Origin of the sequence: Paenibacillus humicus NBRC 102415, from assembly GCF_004000905.1 — a bacterium.
Taxonomy (GTDB): Bacteria; Bacillota; Bacilli; order Paenibacillales; family Paenibacillaceae; genus Paenibacillus_O; species Paenibacillus_O humicus.
This window is the reverse complement of sequence record NZ_BIMD01000005.1, coordinates 97,569-114,953: the sequence shown is the minus strand read 5'-3', so window position 1 is coordinate 114,953 and position 17,385 is coordinate 97,569. Positions and strand designations below refer to the sequence as shown.

Annotated in this window: 22 protein-coding genes; all 22 read left to right on the top strand. The window is 57.5% G+C overall.

The features are described from left to right. Nucleotides 1-111 precede the first annotated feature (111 nt). The 22 genes from PHU01S_RS05490 to PHU01S_RS05395 all read left to right on the top strand — a co-directional run bounded on the left by PHU01S_RS05490 (nt 112) and on the right by PHU01S_RS05395 (nt 17,267). Nucleotides 112-726: a genetic competence negative regulator gene (locus PHU01S_RS05490; protein WP_021878398.1), complete on the top strand. Its 615-nt coding sequence runs from the start codon at nt 112-114 to the stop codon at nt 724-726. Nucleotides 727-830: 104 nt separating this feature from the next. After that, a complete protein-coding gene (gene prsW / locus PHU01S_RS05485) occupies nt 831-1,526 on the top strand; it encodes a glutamic-type intramembrane protease PrsW (protein ID WP_048745508.1) in 696 nt (231 codons plus the stop codon). A 58-nt stretch (nt 1,527-1,584) separates the two neighbouring features. Then, nucleotides 1,585-1,743, top strand: a complete 159-nt coding sequence (locus PHU01S_RS25625) for a hypothetical protein (protein WP_021878400.1) — start codon at nt 1,585-1,587, stop codon at nt 1,741-1,743. 116 nt (nt 1,744-1,859) lie between these two features. After that, nucleotides 1,860-3,170 (top strand): germination protein YpeB, encoded by a 1,311-nt coding sequence (gene ypeB, locus PHU01S_RS05480; protein WP_307721777.1) that lies wholly within the window; start codon nt 1,860-1,862, stop codon nt 3,168-3,170. Nucleotides 3,171-3,262: 92 nt separating this feature from the next. Further along, nucleotides 3,263-3,913 (top strand): flagellar brake protein, encoded by a 651-nt coding sequence (locus PHU01S_RS05475; RefSeq protein WP_174806338.1) that lies wholly within the window; start codon nt 3,263-3,265, stop codon nt 3,911-3,913. A 79-nt stretch (nt 3,914-3,992) separates the two neighbouring features. Further along, nucleotides 3,993-4,148, top strand: a complete 156-nt coding sequence (locus PHU01S_RS25620) for a hypothetical protein (RefSeq protein ID WP_157053894.1) — start codon at nt 3,993-3,995, stop codon at nt 4,146-4,148. Between the two features lie 118 nt (nt 4,149-4,266). Further along, the gene (gene cmk, locus PHU01S_RS05470) at nt 4,267-4,974 is read left to right on the top strand and encodes a (d)CMP kinase (protein WP_048745513.1); all 708 of its coding nucleotides are present in this window, start codon (nt 4,267-4,269) and stop codon (nt 4,972-4,974) included. After that, entirely contained in the window at nt 4,971-5,543 is a 573-nt protein-coding gene (locus PHU01S_RS05465; protein WP_048745515.1) for a lysophospholipid acyltransferase family protein, read from the top strand. Before cmk ends, PHU01S_RS05465 begins: the two co-directional genes overlap by 4 nt. A 127-nt stretch (nt 5,544-5,670) precedes the next feature. Then, a complete protein-coding gene (gene rpsA / locus PHU01S_RS05460) occupies nt 5,671-6,921 on the top strand; it encodes a 30S ribosomal protein S1 (RefSeq protein ID WP_048745518.1) in 1,251 nt (416 codons plus the stop codon). Nucleotides 6,922-7,073: 152 nt separating this feature from the next. Then, nucleotides 7,074-7,712, top strand: a complete 639-nt coding sequence (locus PHU01S_RS05455; RefSeq protein ID WP_127506572.1) for a YphA family membrane protein — start codon at nt 7,074-7,076, stop codon at nt 7,710-7,712. 2 nt (nt 7,713-7,714) lie between these two features. Continuing rightward, a complete protein-coding gene (locus PHU01S_RS05450; RefSeq protein WP_048745523.1) occupies nt 7,715-8,641 on the top strand; it encodes a YIEGIA family protein in 927 nt (308 codons plus the stop codon). Beyond that, nucleotides 8,634-8,816 carry a capping complex subunit for YIEGIA gene (locus PHU01S_RS05445; protein ID WP_048745525.1) on the top strand — a complete coding sequence of 61 codons (183 nt, stop codon included), beginning with the start codon at nt 8,634-8,636 and terminating at the stop codon, nt 8,814-8,816. Before PHU01S_RS05450 ends, PHU01S_RS05445 begins: the two co-directional genes overlap by 8 nt. A 100-nt stretch (nt 8,817-8,916) precedes the next feature. Then, nucleotides 8,917-10,239, top strand: coding sequence for a ribosome biogenesis GTPase Der (gene der, locus PHU01S_RS05440; protein WP_048745527.1), 1,323 nt, complete (start codon nt 8,917-8,919; stop codon nt 10,237-10,239). A gap of 12 nt (nt 10,240-10,251) precedes the next feature. Continuing rightward, nucleotides 10,252-10,851, top strand: a complete 600-nt coding sequence (gene plsY / locus PHU01S_RS05435) for a glycerol-3-phosphate 1-O-acyltransferase PlsY (protein ID WP_127506570.1) — start codon at nt 10,252-10,254, stop codon at nt 10,849-10,851. 8 nt (nt 10,852-10,859) lie between these two features. Then, nucleotides 10,860-11,891, top strand: a complete 1,032-nt coding sequence (locus PHU01S_RS05430) for an NAD(P)H-dependent glycerol-3-phosphate dehydrogenase (protein ID WP_048745531.1) — start codon at nt 10,860-10,862, stop codon at nt 11,889-11,891. Between the two features lie 118 nt (nt 11,892-12,009). Further along, the gene (locus PHU01S_RS05425; protein ID WP_127506639.1) at nt 12,010-12,285 is read left to right on the top strand and encodes a stage VI sporulation protein F; all 276 of its coding nucleotides are present in this window, start codon (nt 12,010-12,012) and stop codon (nt 12,283-12,285) included. Between the two features lie 157 nt (nt 12,286-12,442). Then, nucleotides 12,443-12,616 (top strand): DUF2768 family protein, encoded by a 174-nt coding sequence (locus tag PHU01S_RS05420; RefSeq protein WP_246029153.1) that lies wholly within the window; start codon nt 12,443-12,445, stop codon nt 12,614-12,616. 17 nt (nt 12,617-12,633) lie between these two features. Beyond that, a complete protein-coding gene (locus PHU01S_RS05415) occupies nt 12,634-12,930 on the top strand; it encodes a 2Fe-2S iron-sulfur cluster-binding protein (protein ID WP_048745532.1) in 297 nt (98 codons plus the stop codon). 30 nt (nt 12,931-12,960) lie between these two features. Further along, nucleotides 12,961-13,329 carry a 2Fe-2S iron-sulfur cluster-binding protein gene (locus PHU01S_RS05410; protein WP_127506568.1) on the top strand — a complete coding sequence of 123 codons (369 nt, stop codon included), beginning with the start codon at nt 12,961-12,963 and terminating at the stop codon, nt 13,327-13,329. Between the two features lie 19 nt (nt 13,330-13,348). Further along, on the top strand, nt 13,349-14,116 hold the full coding sequence (locus PHU01S_RS05405; protein WP_127506566.1) for a YphF family lipoprotein: 768 nt from the start codon (nt 13,349-13,351) through the stop codon (nt 14,114-14,116). Between the two features lie 274 nt (nt 14,117-14,390). Then, entirely contained in the window at nt 14,391-15,869 is a 1,479-nt protein-coding gene (gene spoIVA / locus PHU01S_RS05400) for a stage IV sporulation protein A (RefSeq protein WP_048745534.1), read from the top strand. A 285-nt stretch (nt 15,870-16,154) separates the two neighbouring features. Beyond that, a complete protein-coding gene (locus PHU01S_RS05395; protein ID WP_021879535.1) occupies nt 16,155-17,267 on the top strand; it encodes a sugar ABC transporter substrate-binding protein in 1,113 nt (370 codons plus the stop codon). Nucleotides 17,268-17,385: the final 118 nt, after the last annotated feature.

Sequence of the window (17,385 nt, the reverse complement as noted above, 5' to 3'; positions counted from 1 at the left end):
CGTGCATTCCTCCTTCATAGATGGTAATATAGTTATATGGCACGTATGCCGCACATTATGGCTTGCGCTTCATACGCTGTTATATCCGATGCTGCAGAGGAGGATCCTGTCATGAAGATCGAACGGTTGGGGCAAGACAAAATTCGCATTTTTCTGACGTTCGACGACCTGCTGGAGCGCGGGATCCAGAAGGACGACATGTGGCGCGAGATACCGAAAGTGCATGAGCTGTTCAGCGAAATGATGGACCAGGCCTATTCGGAACTCGGCTTCGATGCGAACGGACCGCTTGCGGTCGAAGTCATCGCGATGCCGGCTCAAGGCATGGTGGTGATCGTCACCCGCGGCAAGATGAATGTGAGCTCGGACGCGGGACGTGCCGACGAGGACGATGCGGACGAGGATATGTACGAGATGGAAGTGACGCTCGAATCCAGCGACACGATCATGTACATGTTCAAGGATTTCGAGGATGTCATCTCCGCAGCCAAGCAGCTTTCGGCCTCGGAACTGACGGAAGAAGGAAGACTGTACGCATACAACGGACGCTGGATTCTCGCTTTCGATACCGCTTCGGCGGAACCGGCGGGACAGAATGCGATGATTGCCATCCTGGCGGAGTTTGGAGACGCGACCTCGGTTACCTACGCGGTTTTGGAGGAGTACGGCAAGATAGTCATGCCGGCCGATGCTGTTCGCGGGCTTTGCCATCATTTTAAATCCTAGCCCCAGTTGCCAAGAGCATTCGCGATCCATCGGGAATGCTCTTCTTTTGTGCTGAACGGGACTGAACCTATACTTTCATCAACAAGAAGGAGGCAGGGGATCCCTTGCTGCTTTTCTCAATTTTGACGGCCGCAGTGGCTCCGGGCATCTCGCTGCTCACCTATTTGTACTTGAAGGACCGTTACGACAGCGAGCCCATCCATCTTGTCTTCAGGCTGTTCGTCACCGGCATGCTGGTCGTCGTGCCGATCATGGTCATCCAAAGAGGACTGGAGCTCTGGCTCGGCAGCCATCCGCTTCTGTTCTCCTTCGCCCTCTCCGGAGGCGTCGAGGAATTGTTCAAATGGTTCGTCCTTTATCATATCATCTACAATCACATGGAATTCGACGAGCCGTATGACGGCATCGTTTATGCGGCCAGTGTCTCCCTCGGCTTCGCCACCCTGGAGAACATCATGTACGCCGTATTCTATCCGTCCACTTTCGGAACGATGATGCTGAGGGCATTGCTGCCCGTGTCGGGACATGCCTTGTTCGGCATCATGATGGGCTACTATTTCGGCAAGGCGAAGTTCGCTCCCAAGCGCCATATCCGCAGGTTCCTGCTGCTGTCTTTGATTCTGCCTGTCTTGTGGCACGGCTTGTACGACTGGATCCTGACCTCGACAGCGAGGGAATGGGCATGGATCATCGTGCCGTTCATGGCGGTGCTGTGGATCTGGGGCCTCCGGAAGATCGGCAGGGCCAATTCCCGCTCTCCGTTTCGGATCGTGGGCAGGGAGGAAGAGGTTAAGCTTTGACCGTTCCGTCCATACTTGCTTGTAGAGACAAACGCTCAATGCGGGAGGACGCAAGCATATGGATGAGGCAAGAGTGAAGATCAGCATTCGCTGCCGGCTCTGCGGAGAGAAGTTCGTTCTTCGCGGCCGCAGGGACCAGGGAAGAGTCGATACCGGCTTCAAGCAATGCCTGTGCAGCAATACCGATGATTTCGAAATCGAAGAGCTGCCGGTATAAAGTCATAGCCCCATGCATAAAGCTCCTTTCCTTCAACCAAACTAACACCAGGTTTGGCATAAGAAAGGAGCTTTTGCCGTATGTACCAACGTTTAAGCCGTGTGCTTTTTCCCGTTATGACGCTGCTTTTTGTCGGCGCGATCTATTGGGGCTACCAGGAGCATCAAGAGAAGAATTCGGTCTTGGTCAAGGCGGAAAACCAGTATCAGAAAGCATTCCATGAATTGAGCTATCATGTGGACCAGCTCCATCACCAGCTCGGCAGCACGCTGGCCGTCAATGCCGCCTCCCAGGGCTACCAGCGCAAAAGCCTCGTCAATGTGTGGAGACTGACCAGCCAGGCGCAGAGCGAGATCAACCAGCTGCCGGTCAGGATGATTCCTTTCAATAAAACCGAGGACTTCCTGTCGCATATTTCGAATTTCGCCTACAAGGCATCCATGCGGGATTTGACGAAGCAGCCGCTGAGCGACGGCGAGATGAGCACGATGAAAACCTTGTATGCAAAATCGGCCGAGATCGCCCACGAGCTCGGAAAAGTGCAGGATAAAGTGCTCCAGGACAAGCTCCGTTGGATGGATGTCGAATTGGCGATGGCCGCCGACAAGCAGAAATCCGGCAACGTCATCGTCGACGGATTCAAGGACGTCGATTCCCGGATGGACAAAATGGCTTCGGTCGATTGGGGACCGACGGTAAGCGGCTTGTATGAGAAGAGATCCGTGAGCATGCTGAGCGGCAGGCCCGTTACCGCCGAGGAGATCAAAACCAAGGCGGCCAGGTTCCTCGACATGCCTTCGACGGAAGGCATCCGGGTCGTCGAGAACGGCAAGGACACCAACTATAAATCCTTCTCCGCCGTCGTCAAGGAAAAGGGGACAGGCAAAAACATCGCGATGGACTTTACTTCCCGCGGAGGCGATCTGATCTGGTTCGTCCATCCCCGCGATGTGGCCGACAAGAAGATCGGCATGAAGGAAGCCCGCGACAAAGCCGATGAATTCCTGGACAAGCACGGCTACAAGAAAATGACGCCCGTCACCTACGACGAATACGGCAAGGAAGCGGTATTCACTTATGTAGGTAACGACAACGGCGTGCTGATCTATCCGGACAAGCTCAGCGTGAAGGTCGCGTTGGACAAAGGCGATGTGATCGGCCTGCAGGCTAGCGACTATGTCTTCTCGCACAAGGAGCGCAAGCTCGGCAAGCCGGCGATGACGGAGGCCAAGGTGCGCGGCGGCCTGAGCGAGGCGATGAAAAAGTCGCCGGCCAAGCTGGCCCTGATCAAGAACGACGACAATCAGGAAGTGCTCTGCTACGAATTCAAAGGCGAGAGCAACGGCACCAAATACCGCATCTACCTGAATGCGGACAGCGGGCTCGAGGAAGCGGTGGAGGAACTGCCGGGAGAGAGCCGCTCCTAGACCGCCTTCCAGGCAAAAAAGCCCATTTTTCGATATGGCTCCCCATCATCCGACATGCTATAATCATGGCATTACGGGAGGGGGAGCCTATTTTGCTGCCTAGGGTTAACGAAAATCTATATATTCAAGTGGCTTCTTCCGACGAAGAAGAAGCTCAGATGGTCTTCAAGTCCCGGATCGCGGACGAGGATGCCGAGGCCATATACATCGAGGTTCCGCTTCATGAGCCCAGCCGCAAGCTGAAAAAGCTTTATATCGGGGACGAGCTTTCGGCCCATGTCATCAGCTCGGAAGGCATCAAGCATTATTTCAACTCCCATGTTCTCGGCTTCCGGGAAGACGTCATCCGCCTCGTTCGAATCCGCAAGGCCGATCCCGACAGCATGACGAAAATCCAGAGGCGCAGCTTCCTGCGGGTGCCGGCCGATCTGGAGCTTGCGGTGTCCATCCGCGGCCGCATCCGGTTCGTGGCGATGACGGACGATATCGGCGGCGGCGGCATCTCGTTCCTCTGCGACAAGGCCAAGCCGGTCGAGCAGGGAATGGAGCTGGAGTGCTGGCTGCTCGTGCCCTACAAGAACGGGACGCTTGAGCATGCCTTCTTCAAGGGCGAAATTGTCCGTGTCGACATGACGGAGACGGGCAAGAAGCAGGCGATGATCAAATTCACGACGATCTCGGAGCCGGACCGGCAAAGGATCATCCGTTTCTGCTTCGAACGGCAATTGGAATTCCGGAAGTAATCTCGTTCCCGGGCATACATAACGGAGTTTTTAATGGGCAACATAGGCCTATATTCCTACGATTGGAAGGGATGGGCCGATGAGGAGGATGGAGGACAAGGTCACTTGGGGACTTGCCGCATGCGCTCTTCTTCTGTTCGCCGCTTTGCTGGCCGTCCAGGCTGCCGCATGCCTGCTTCCCGACCGGGGGGATATCGTCAGCCGCCGCAGCCAGGAGGGGGAGGAATTCCGATAGACGGTTACTGTTTTGCATCCAACAGTCGACTGTGATATAATTATTTGGCAGGCACAGCCTGCTTTTTTACTGATTTTGAACGAGAAATTCTCATGGACATCGCTTGGAGGAACGCCCTTTGAGTACCCATCACGACGGGGGAGGCGAGCGCATCAACATCGCGATCGACGGACCCGCCGGTGCCGGCAAGAGCACCGTTGCCCGGAGCGTTGCCGAGGCATTAGGCTATATTTATATCGATACTGGCGCCATGTACCGCGCAGTTACATGGAGCGCGCGTAACGCCGGCATCGACATCGGCGACGACGGCGCGCTGGCGGAACATGCGGAGGGGCTGGACATTTCCTTGGCTCCGGGACCCGACGGCCAGATCGTCTTGCTGAACGGAGAGGATATCACGGCCTTGATCCGCTCGAGGGACATCAATCTGAATGTTTCCCAAGTCGCGGCCAACGATCGGGTCCGGATGCTGCTGGCGGACAAGCAGCGCAAGCTCGCGGACGGCAAGGGCGTCGTCATGGACGGCCGGGACATCGGCTCGCATGTGCTGCCGGATGCCGAGCTCAAGATCTATCTGACGGCCAGCGTCGAGGAAAGGGCGCTCAGAAGGTTCCGAGAGACGGATCCCGCTTCGGGGCTGACGCTTCAGCAGCTGGAGAAGGAGATCGAGGAGAGGGACCGCAAGGACATGCAGCGCGCCGTTTCGCCTCTGATCCGCACGCCGGATCATATTCTGGTGGATACGACCGGCATTTCTGCCAGCGGGGTCATCGACACGATCGCATCGCTCAGCCGCAAAAAACTGGCGGAGGCGAACTTGCCATGATCTATACCTTTTGCCGCGCTGTCCTGAGAGGCGCCTACGCCCTGCTGTTCCGTCTCGAAGCCAGGGGACTGGAGAACATACCGGCCGATGGGCCTGTCATTCTCTGCTCCAACCACATCAGCAATTTCGATCCGCCGACTGTCGGCATCAAGCTCAGCCGCAAGGTCCACTATATGGCTAAGGCCGAGCTGTTCGACGTGCCGCTGTTCGGCCCCTTGATCAGGGCTCTGGGCGCATTCCCCGTCAAGCGCGGCGGAGTGAGCAAGGACTCCATCAAGACGGCGATCGCGCTTCTCAAGGAAGGCAGCGTCATGGGCATCTTCCCCGAAGGAAGCCGCAACAGCGGAGGCGACGCGGCCAAGAAAGGCGCGGCCATGATCGCCATGCGCAGCGGAGCGGTCGTCATACCGGTCGCCATCTCGGGGTCTTACAAGCTGTTCCGCAAGACGGTCGTCTCCTACGGCAAGCCCGTGGACTTATCCGAATTCATGAATTCATCCGGAGATGCGCTGGAACAGGTGACCAGAGCCATCATGATGCGAATCGAAGAACTGCGCAAGCAAGCGTAAGCATGTTTTATTCCCTTGTTCCTGTCAGGGTAGGGATCCATCGGGAGCCCAAGTTCCCGCCCTTCCGTTTCAATGGTGCAATATGGGTTTAAATAAAGTTGGGGTATGAACTGAGGAGGTTATTTCAATGTCAGAAGAAACAAAGATCCAGGACTCTGTCCAAGAATCTCAGCAAGGTCTTAGCCAAGATGAGCTTGAGAACATCGTCTCCCTCAAAAAGGGCGACATCGTGACCGGCACGATTGTGAAAGTTGAAGACAACCAGGCAACCGTAAGCCTAGGTTATAAATATGACGGTGTCGTTCCGCTGCGCGAGCTCAGCTCCGTACAGCTGGACAGCGCCAATGACGCGGTGAAGCTCGGCGAGGAAATCACGCTGAAGGTCATCACGATCGACGACGAGAAGGAGAAGCTCGTTCTCTCCAAGAAAGCCGTCGACGGCGAAAAGGCTTGGGATTCCCTGCAAGCCCAATTCGAAGCTGGCGAAGTTCTTGAAGTTACCGTGGCTGACGTCGTCAAGGGCGGTCTCGTCGTCGACGTAGGCGTGCGCGGCTTCATTCCGGCTTCCATGGTGGAGCGTCATTTCGTCGAGGACTTCAAAGACTACAAGGGCCGTACCCTGAACGTCAAGATCAAGGAAATCGACCGCGAAAACAACAAAATCATCCTCTCCGCCAAAGATGTCTTGGAGCAGGAATTCGAGAAAAACAAGCAAAACGTCATTTCCGGCCTTGAAGTCGGCCAAGAGCTTGACGGAACGGTTCAACGCCTGACTCCGTTCGGCGCGTTCGTCGATATCGGCGGCGTTGACGGTCTTGTTCACGTTTCCGAAATGTCCTGGCAGCATGTTGCGCATCCGAAGGATGTCGTAACGGAAGGCCAATCCGTCCGCGTCAAAGTCCTCAAGCTGGACCCTAACGCCGGCAAAATCAGCCTCAGCATCAAAGCTGCCCAACCGGGACCTTGGGAATCCGTAAGCGGCCAATTCAAAACGGGCGACATCGTAACGGGTACCGTTCGCCGCCTCGTAACCTTCGGAGCTTTCGTTGAGATCGCTCCTGGAGTGGAAGGCCTCGTTCATATTTCCCAAATCGCTCACCGCCACGTGGCGACTCCTCAGGAAGTGCTCAAGGAAGGCCAAGAAGTTCAAGCCAAAATCCTTGACTTCAACCCGTCCGAGAAGCGCGTAAGCCTGAGCATCAAAGAAACGGAAGAAGCTCCGGAGCAAGCTCCGCGCGCCGAGCGTCCTCAGCGCGAGCGTTCCGACCGCGGCGGATTCAAGGAGAAGATCGACAACCCGAACGTCTCCCTGAGCAACCAAAGCATGAGCTTCAACCTTGGCGAGCGCTTCGGCGACAAGCTGAGCAAATTCAAGTGATCCAGGCGATGCAGCCCCGCGCTTCTCGTGCGCTAGGGCCGCATCGGCTCGAAAGCCTTTCCGATTCAGGTCGGAAAGGCTTTTTTATTTGCTTCCGCTCCGCGATTCAAACCTCGGCACTTCGCGCATAATACGCGTAGGAGGTGCAGGCAATGAGTGGAATGGAAGAAGGATTTCTGGCATTGGAGCTCGCAGCCGTCTGGCTCATCCTGCTTGCGACCGGCTGGAACAAGGAAGCGGCTGGAGGACTGGGCTGGAGGATGGCGGCGGCAGGCATCGCCGGCATGATCATGCTGTCCCGGATCGAGGTTGATCTGCCATGGGGCTTGAGGGCAAGCGCGTCGGCCGCTGCCCTGCTGCTGGCCTGCCTGGCGGTCTGGCGGCTCGGAGTTCCGCGCGGAGACCGCTTCTATACGGCGGGCTGCGCCCTGCTTCTGGGGCTGCTTATGGCATGGATGAACACAATGTATGCTTCAAGCCCGCTGCTGACCGTCGTGAGGGCGGGCTGGGACATTCCGATCTTATGCGGCATGCTCGCTGCCCTGCTCTCTCTGCGGGCGGCCAATCAATTGGTCATTATCGCCGTGGGCTACTGGATCGCCTCGGTTTTTCCCGCATGGCTTCCCTCAACGATTGGTGCCGCGTCCGTCATCGGCAAGGCCAGCTGGTGGGACGGCTTTGCCGCAGCCGCAGCGTCATGCCGTCTTCTGACCGTTGTCATTTCCGCGGCAGCGTCCGGATTCTCGCGCTTGTTCGTTCAGCGGATGGATAACAGGGAAGGGGATATATGAGGATGGACGACTTGTCGAATTACTTGCATGAGCATCGAATGGTCGTCGGCGTGATGGCCGGCATCGCCTTCGGCTTGCTTGCCCGGATCCTGCTGCTGCGCACGGATTACAGGCAGTATCCCACTTACCCGCACGGCCAGATCATCCATATCTCGCTCGGAGTGATCGCCTCTGCGCTTGGAGCGGTGGCGGTTCCGGCTCTTTACCAGAAAAACCTGACGGCCCTCACCTTTCTGACGGTTGCCGCCCAGCAATTCCGCGAGGTGCGCAATATGGAAAGGGAGACGCTGAGCAAGATGGATTCCATGGAAATCGTCTCCAGAGGGACTTCGTACATCGAGGGGATCGCTATGGTTTTCGAAGGCCGCAATTATCTGGTCATCATGGCCGCCATGGCCGCCAGCCTGTTCGCCGTCGCTTTCAATCTCTGGATCGGGATCGCAGGAGGATTGCTGTCCTTAATTATCGTTTGGAAATTGAAGTCCGGAAAATCGATCTCTGCCATTGCGGATATTATTCCCGGCAAGGTCAGGATCGAAGGTCCGGATCTCTATGTCGACAACATCTATATCATGAATGTCGGGCTGCAGAGCAATCGGGACATCATCGCGAAGCATGGCCTTGGTCTCATCGTCAAGCCCCGCAGCGCCAACGGCCGGGTCACCTTGTCGAATCTTGGACAGAGGCAGGCGATTCTCTACGATCTGTCCACGATTCTCGGCCTCCATAGCGACACAGGGGAGCCGGCCCTGGTGCCTCTGGCCAAGCTGGATTTGGACAGCGGCTGCCTCGGCGTCTTCATCATTCCGCATGAGCGCGACCTGTCCAAGGCGTGCGAAATCGCCGGGCGTGTCCCGCTGCTGGAGATGGCGGTCCGAATGCCGTCCAAAGCGGGAGTCAACCAGGGGGAGGGCGGATCGAATGGCTAGCATTGTCGCCATTGTCAGCACCAGCCATGAATCCGTGGCTGGCGGAGCTCCGATCTTTATTGAGAAAGATGCTGAAAAAGCCCAGGAAACGGCATTTTTCCTGGAGAAGATCATGGACGCGACCGCGCATGATCTGAAAAACGGATCGTTCATCCTGGTGGACAGAAGCCGGTAGGCGAACCCTGCGTTTCCATAGGAAACCATTGAAAAGTTAGCCAACCAGGCTGTTTTTTGCTATGATGGATGGCGTGAGTATTTTTGAGAGGGTGTATACTATGGCAAGACCCGTTATAGCCATCGTGGGCAGGCCTAATGTGGGGAAATCCACGATCTTCAACCGGGTCATAGGCGACCGCCTGGCTATCGTTGAGGATAAACCTGGCGTCACGCGTGACCGGATCTATGGAACCGGTGAATGGAATGGAAGATCGTTCAGCATCGTCGATACAGGCGGCATCGAGATCGACGGCGAAGACGAAATCATGAAATCAGTCCGGATGCAGGCTGAACTGGCTGTCGAGGAAGCGGATGTCATCATCTTCATGGTCGACGCCAAAACCGGACTTACCCTTGCGGATGAAGAAGTGGCTCAAATGCTGTTCCGTTCGCGCAAGCCGGTTGTCGTAGCCGTCAACAAGGTGGACAATCAGGGCCGGATGGAAGACATTTATGAGTTCTTCGGACTCGGCTTCGGAAGCCCGATCGCCATTTCCGGTTCCCATGGCACCGGCATCGGCGACCTTCTGGACGAAGCCGTATCGAAGCTTCCCGAACTGGAAGAAGATCATTACGACGAGGATGTCATCAAGGTCGCCTTGATCGGCAGGCCGAATGTCGGCAAGTCCTCGCTCGTCAACGCGCTGCTCGGCGAAGAGCGCGTTATCGTCAGCGATGTGGCGGGAACGACCCGCGACGCGATCGACACCCCGTTTGAGAAGGACGGCCAGCGTTATGTTCTTATCGATACGGCCGGCATGCGCAAGCGCGGCAAAGTGTACGAAACGACGGAGAAATACAGCGTCATGAGATCGCTCAAGGCGATCGAGCGGGCGGATGTCGTTCTGATCCTGATCAATGCCGAGGAAGGCATCATCGAGCAGGACAAGCATATAGCCGGTTATTCCCATGAAGCCGGCAAGGCTTCCATTTTCGTCGTCAACAAGTGGGACGCGGTGGACAAGGACGACAAGTCGATGCAGCATTTCACGCAGAACATCCGGGATCACTTCCTGTTCATGTCGTATGCGCCGATCGCTTTCCTGTCCGCTCTTACGAAGTCGCGCCTGCACAAGCTGCTTCCGATCATCAACCATGTATCCGAGCAGCATTCCCTGCGCATACAGACCCATCTTCTCAATGACGTCATTTCCGATGCGGTCGCGATCAACCCTCCTCCTACGGACAAGGGCCGCCGTCTGCGCATCAACTACGTCACGCAAGTAGCCGTAAGGCCGCCGACGATCGTCATCTTCGTCAATGCGCCGGAGATCATGCACTTCTCCTACGAACGCTACCTGGAGAACAAAATACGCGCCGCGTTCGACTTCGAGGGCACGCCGATCCGTCTGTTCACGCGTCGGAAGTCGGATGAGGACTAGGGGAGAAGAACGTTGCTCATATCCATCCTTGCGATTGCAGCGAGCTACCTGCTCGGCTCGGTTTCCTTCAGCATACTGATTGGACGGTATGTGAAGGGCATTGATATCCGCCAGCATGGAAGCGGCAACGCGGGAGCGACCAATACGCTCCGCGTGCTCGGCAAAGGCCCCGGCATCGCCGTCTTCCTGCTGGACATCGCCAAAGGCGTCTGCGCCGTCCTGCTGGGGCAGCTGCTCGTCCCGGACTCGGACTGGGTGCCCGCCATTTGCGGACTGGCCGCGATCATGGGCCATAACTGGCCGCTTTATTTCCGCTTCAAGGGAGGCAAAGGAATCGCCACGACAGTAGGAGCACTCGTCGTTCTGTCGTTCCTTCCCTGCCTGATCGCCGGCATCATTGCGATCGCGGTCATCGCTCTGACCCGCTACGTTTCGCTCGGCTCGCTCGTCTTCGCTTTGTTGACGCCATTATTCATTTTCTTCCTCGAAGGCGCCGAGCCGGCGTTATGGGCAGCGATGCTGTTATGCTTATTCGCTTTTGTCCGCCATCGGACCAATATCGTCAAGCTGGTGCGCGGCCAGGAAAACAAGCTCGGAACGAAGAAAGGGTGAGCAGCACAATGCCGACAAATGCGGAAACCAACGGTCGGCGGCGCCTCCGCGTAGCGGTACTTGTCGCAGGCAGCTGGGGAACGGCGCTGTCTTCGGTGCTTGCGGACAACGGTCATGAGGTGACCATATGGACCCGCAGCGCCGGACAGGCGGAGGAGATCAGCCAGCGCCGCACCAACTCCCGTTATTTGCCCGATATTCCGCTGGCGGCTGCGCTCCGCGCGACGACGGACATGAAGGAAGCTCTTCGCGAAGCCGAGCTGGTGCTGTTCGCAGCCCCTTCCTCGGCAATGCGGGAAGTAGCAGCCGCCGCGGCGGGGTCGATCGGCCCGGACGCCGTCATCGTCCATGCCACCAAAGGATTTGAAGCGGAGACGCTGGAGCGCATGTCCCAGGTGCTTGCGGGCGAGCTTGGAAGGGATGAGCGCGAAATCGTCGTGCTCTCCGGACCGAGCCACGCGGAGGAGGTCGTGCGCAAGCTGCCGACGACGGTTGTCGTCGCCTCGATCTTCCCTGGACCGGCCAAACGGGCGCAGGACGCCTTCATCAATTCCTGCTTCCGGGTCTACACCAACCCCGATGTCATCGGAGTCGAGGTCGCCGGCGCCATCAAGAACATCATCGCGCTGGGAGCCGGCCTCTCCGACGGACTCGGCTTTGGCGACAACGCCAAGGCGGCGCTGCTGACCCGCGGCTTGGCTGAAATCGGCCGGCTCGGCTCCGCGATGGGGGCGACGATGATGACGTTCGCCGGGCTTGCCGGAGTCGGCGACCTCATCGCGACCTGCACGAGCCCGCATAGCCGCAACTGGAGAGCGGGCTCGCTGCTCGCCAGCGGCCTGTCTCTGGACGAAGTGCTGGAGAAGGTCGGCATGGTCGTGGAAGGCGTGCGAACGACCCGCTTCGCCCGGACGCTCGCGGCGCGCTACGGCGTCGAGATGCCGATAACGGACCAGCTCTACGAGGTGCTCTTCGAGGGCAAGGATCCCCGCGAAGCGGTGGAGATGCTCATGCTGCGGGACCGCACCGGCGAACTGTAGTCCTTACCCGGCATCCGCCCTCACCCCCAGCGGCTTCTCCTCATAGGATGATGCTAGAGCGGTTATGCCGCCGGCTTCGGCCGGCGCTAGCCCCATCATTACTGGGGAGGCGACAATGGTGAGCAAACATTCGCCGAAGGATATTCTTGGAGCAGTCAACAAGAAAACCGGCAAAAACATTACAGAGAATCAGGTTAAAAAAATCGCCAGCGGAGTCACTCCGGAGACGATCCAGAGTGAGGAAGAGCTTCGCAAGCTGGTTAAGCAGGTTGCCTCCATGGCGAAGGTTCCGGTATCGGAGCAGACGATGAACGACATCGTCAAAGCCGTCAAGGCGAGCGGCATGAATATGGGCAACCTGGAAGCCCTGATGAAAATGATGATCAAGAAATAAGGACGCAGCGTTCCTGGAACGGCCTCGGACCGGCTGAGCTTCGGCTTGCCCGGTCCGTCGTTCCGGAGCGGCCGGGGACAAGCCTTTTGCAGGACGGCGGCATCGCTCGGAAAAGGTCCGGAGGAATGGAGAGGCAGAACAAATGCAACCGAGTCCGATGACCGTAATGTGGATCTCGCTGGCCGGAATCGGCCTGATGGTCATATCCGCATTGGTGATTACGTTCGCCCGCATGAAAACGAAGGGGATTCTGCGGGGCGTTCTGTCGCTGGCCGCATTCGCCATGCTGGTGTTCGGCTTTATTCTTGGCGTGTTTTCGATTATCGTCTGACCGGAGGGAATGCAACGATGATTACTCTCATCGGCCGCACGCGCTCTACGGACGCGGATGCCGTGAAAGGCCGCACGCTGCTTCAGCATGCGGTGGAGACCAAGGCGGAATGGGGCTACAACTGCAGCCGTGGAACATGCGCCCGCTGCCGCTGCCATGTCGATCAAGGCATGGAGCATCTGGAAGGCGTCACCGACGCCGAATGGGATCGTCTGGAGCCGGAAGAGCTGGATCAGGGCTTCCGATTGTCCTGCCAGGCGGTCGTGAACAGCGACGATGCGGTCATCGTCGTCCGGCACAAGCCTTATTTCTAACGAGAAAGCCTACATACAGGAGGCGGCGCGATCATGGCAGAGGCGACCTTTTGGCCATCCGGGAAGACCGTCAAGGTCAGGCCGGGCACGACGCTTCTGAGCGCTGCCAGGCAGGCGGGCCTCAGCGTTCCCGTCCGATGCGACGGCAAAGCCGCCTGCCTCATGTGCAAGATGTCGCTGCTTCCCGACCACGGGGATCAGGGACTTTCCCGCCTGAGCGAGGTGGAGCGCCGCAAGCTTGGAACCGACGGACATCAGCGGCTCGGCTGCCAGAGCAGGGTAACGGGCAATTGCCATGTCAGCATACCCGAAAGTCCGCTGAAAGCAGCTGTAAGACGTCAATTGGAGCGTCAGGCCGCTGAAGACGATGATGATTGGCTGCGGGGATTTCGAAGCTAATCCGAAGCAGGAGGATCGCATGATGGTGAATGAAGGAACCCTCGGCCGCCGGGCGGAGGGGCGCAAATGGCGAGGCATCGCGGGAGCCGCTGCCGCCGTGATGCTGGCGGCAAGCTTGTCCGGCTGCATGTATCCGCGAGAGCGCATGGCCGAGAGCCAGGCTCCATCGATGGACGTCGTTGCCGGGGTGCAGGCGGTGGTCGATCTTTATCAGCAGAAGAAAGGTCTTCTGCCGATCAAGAACGCCACGCAGGAAACGCCGGTCTACGAGAAGTTCGTCATCGACTTTCCCAAGCTGCAGCGGGAGAACTTCATGTCGGATCTGCCGGCGGCGTCGTTCGAGAAGGGCGGCAGCTATTACTTCCTGATCCAGAACGAGGAGAAGGACCCGACCGTGAAGCTGATGCCGCTGACGATCTTCCAGGCGGTGAACGACGTGCAGGGCTGGGTCGACCAGTACGGCCGCAGCCATGGAGGCGAGCTCCCGGCGGCCGGCGAAGCTTATCCAGGCTACAGCAGGATCGACTTCAAAAAGCTGGGCCAGAAGGAGCCTTCCGTCCGCAGCCTGTATTCCGGCGGCGCCTTGACGTTCATGTTGAGCGACAAGGGACGGGTCTACGCCGATTACGGAAGCGACATGATGCGCTTCGTTCAGAAGCGCGGCCTCGACAAGGTGGGAGCGGATCTCGACCTGCGGCAGCTGCTGGCGGAGGACACCGACTTCGTGCCGGTCAAATCGCCGCCGTACAAGCTTGTCAATGGGGAACCTGCGGCCCAGCCCGAATAGCAGGTATAGGACGAGAACCTTCTTGTCCCTTTTTCGCCAAGCGCGAGAGGGACGGAAGGTTCTTTTCTGTTAACCGGGGGCATATCAATCTATCTTGAAAGGGCTATGGATATCCGGACCGGGATGCAAGAATGTTGGACGCAACCGTCATAATCCGGAAGGATGGACAATAAGCTATTACTAGTCCACAGCATGTACGAGTTGCGTCGCTTGCCTACCCTCTTGACCGGTGGAAGGCGACGAACCGGATATTCGATTGGGAGGGGATCTGAAAGTGGAAAAAGTGGATATTTTCAAGGACATCGCGGAGCGTACCGGCGGAGACATCTACCTCGGCGTCGTCGGTGCGGTCCGAACAGGCAAGTCGACGTTCATCAAGCGATTCATGGAAACGACCGTACTTCCCAACATTACGAGCGAGGTGGACCGCGTCCGTGCGGTGGATGAGCTTCCGCAAAGCGCGGCAGGCAAGACGATCATGACGACGGAGCCTAAGTTCGTTCCGAACCAGGCTGTCCGCATTCATGTCGCCGAAGGCCTGGAAGTCAACGTCCGCCTCGTCGATTGCGTCGGATACGCTGTGGATGGCGCCAAAGGCTACGAGGACGAGAACGGCCCCCGGATGATCACGACGCCTTGGTTCGAGGAGCCGATTCCGTTCCAGGAAGCGGCGGAAATCGGAACCCGCAAGGTCATCCAGGAGCATTCCACTCTCGGCGTGGTCGTTACGACGGACGGCACGATTGCCGAAATTCCCCGCAGCTCGTATGTCGAATCCGAAGAACGGGTCATCGCCGAGCTGAAGGAAGTCGGCAAGCCGTTCGTGCTCATCATCAACTCCACCCGTCCGAAAAGCGATGAAGCCCTGCAGCTTCGCGGCGAGCTTCAAGCCAAATACGACATTCCGGTCATGACGCTGAGCGCGGCAACCATGGGCGAGGAGGAAGTGACCTCCGTCCTCCGCGAGGTGCTCTACGAGTTCCCTGTGCATGAGGTCAACGTCAACCTGCCCAGCTGGGTCATGGTGCTGAACGAAAGCCATTGGCTGAGAAGCAACTTCGAAAATTCGGTCCGCGATACGGTCCAGGACATCCGCAGGCTGCGCGATGTGGATCGTGTCGTCGCCCAATTCATGGAATACGACTTCATCTCCAGAGCCGGCCTCAGCGACATGAATATGGGGCAGGGCGTAGCGGAGATCGACCTGTACGCCCCGGATGAGCTGTACGACCAGATTCTGATGGAAGTGGTCGGCGTCGAAATCCGAGGCAAGGACCATCTGCTGCAGCTCATGCAGGATTTCACTCATGCCAAGCGGGAATACGACCGCTTCGCGGAAGCGCTGGAGATGGTCAAGACGACCGGCTACGGCATCGCGGCTCCGACCCTTGCCGAGATGCAGCTTGACGAGCCGGAGCTGATCCGTCAAGGCTCCCGCTTCGGGGTCAGGCTGAAGGCGACGGCGCCTTCCATCCATATGATTCGAGTGGACGTGGAATCGGAGTTCGCTCCGATCATCGGGACGGAGAAGCAAAGCGAGGAGCTCGTGAGATACCTCATGCAGGACTTCGAGAACGATCCGATCAAGGTATGGGATTCAGACATGTTCGGCCGTTCGCTGCATTCCATCGTGAGGGAAGGCATCCAGGGCAAGATTGCGATGATGCCCGACAATGCCCGCTACAAGCTGCAGGAAACGCTGGGAAGGATCATCAACGAAGGCTCCGGAGGCCTTATCGCGATCATTCTCTAATGAATTGTTGTTGAACGCCGGGGGGCTTATCGCCCTCCGGTTTTTTGCGTGCGCGGGAAGAGAGCGGTTGGACTATTTTTCTGGAATATTTTGGGGCGACAGCGCTTTAAACAAAAAAAGCTTGAATATTATTCGTGAAGTTCTATAATTATCCCTATCCAAAATATTCGAGCAATTTCGACGTCAAATCACTTAAATCCGATTGACATGCTTGGATAAAATGCTATGATGTTGCTTAACAAGCACATTCAGGAAGCTTGACATGACGGGGGAGGAAATACAGAGATGAACTGGGGCAAAAAATCACTGGTCGTTCTCGCAGCGGCAGCTTTATTGGGTACGGCCGCATGCGGGCAGAAAGGCAATAATTCCGAGGCGGACGGAGCGGGCGGAAGCGCGGCAGCCGGCAAATCGAACGGAATTCTCGCTACGCTCGGCGAAGGCAACGATTCGCTGAAGGGCAAAAAGATCGCGCTCATCATGCAGTTCAACGAAGGGGCGTTTTCCGCCCAATACGTTGCCGGCGTGAAGGAGCAGGTCGAGAGCTTCGGAGGCACGGTGCAGGTGCAGGCCTCGGGCAACAATCTGGCCGAGATGTCTTCCAAGCTTGAGGCTGCGGTCAACGGCGGCGTAGACGGCATCCTTACCGACCACGGAACGGCGGAAGCGCTGAAGTCCGGCGTAGAGAAAGCGGTCGGCAAGGGAATTCCGGTCGTAGCGTTCGATGCCGACATTACGGTGCCGGGAGTCACCGTGCTGCAGCAGAACGACCAGGATATGGCGGAAAAGTCGCTGGAGAAGCTGAAAACGGATATCGGCGGCAAAGGGAACATCGTCAAGGTGTGGGTTGCAGGCTTTGCGCCGATGGAAAGACGCCAGATTTCGTACAAGAAGTTCATGGATGCGAACCCGGATATCAAGGAGATCGCGCATTTCGGCACGGCGGACAAGCCGGCGCTGGATACGCAGAACCAGATGGAAGCCATCCTCAAGCAATATCCGAACAAAGGGGACATTGCCGCTGTATGGGCATCGTGGGATGAATTCGCCAAAGGAGCCGTCCGCGCCATCCAGCAAGCGGGCCGCAATGAAATCAAAGTCTACGGCATCGACATGAGCGACGAGGACCTCCAGATGATCCAGGATCCGAACTCGCCGTGGATCGCCTCGGTTGCCGTGGATCCGAAGGATATCGGCCGCGTGCAGGCGCGGTACCTGTACCAGAAGCTGCATGGCGACAAAACCGAAGACAAGGTCGTCCTTGATGCGGTTGCCGTCACCCGCGACGCATTGCCGAAGGACAAGAAGATCAACACGACCGAGCTGAGCGAGTATGTCGAGGGATGGGGCAAGAGCGAGCAGGGAATCGCCGATTGGATGGGCAAGACGGGCAATTAAGGGATAAGCAAGCAACGAACAAGCAAGCAACAAACAAACATAGAACAGACAAGCAAGAAAGGGTACAAGCAAGGAAGATTGCAACCAGATCGATGAACGGGAGGGATGAAGCTTGAGC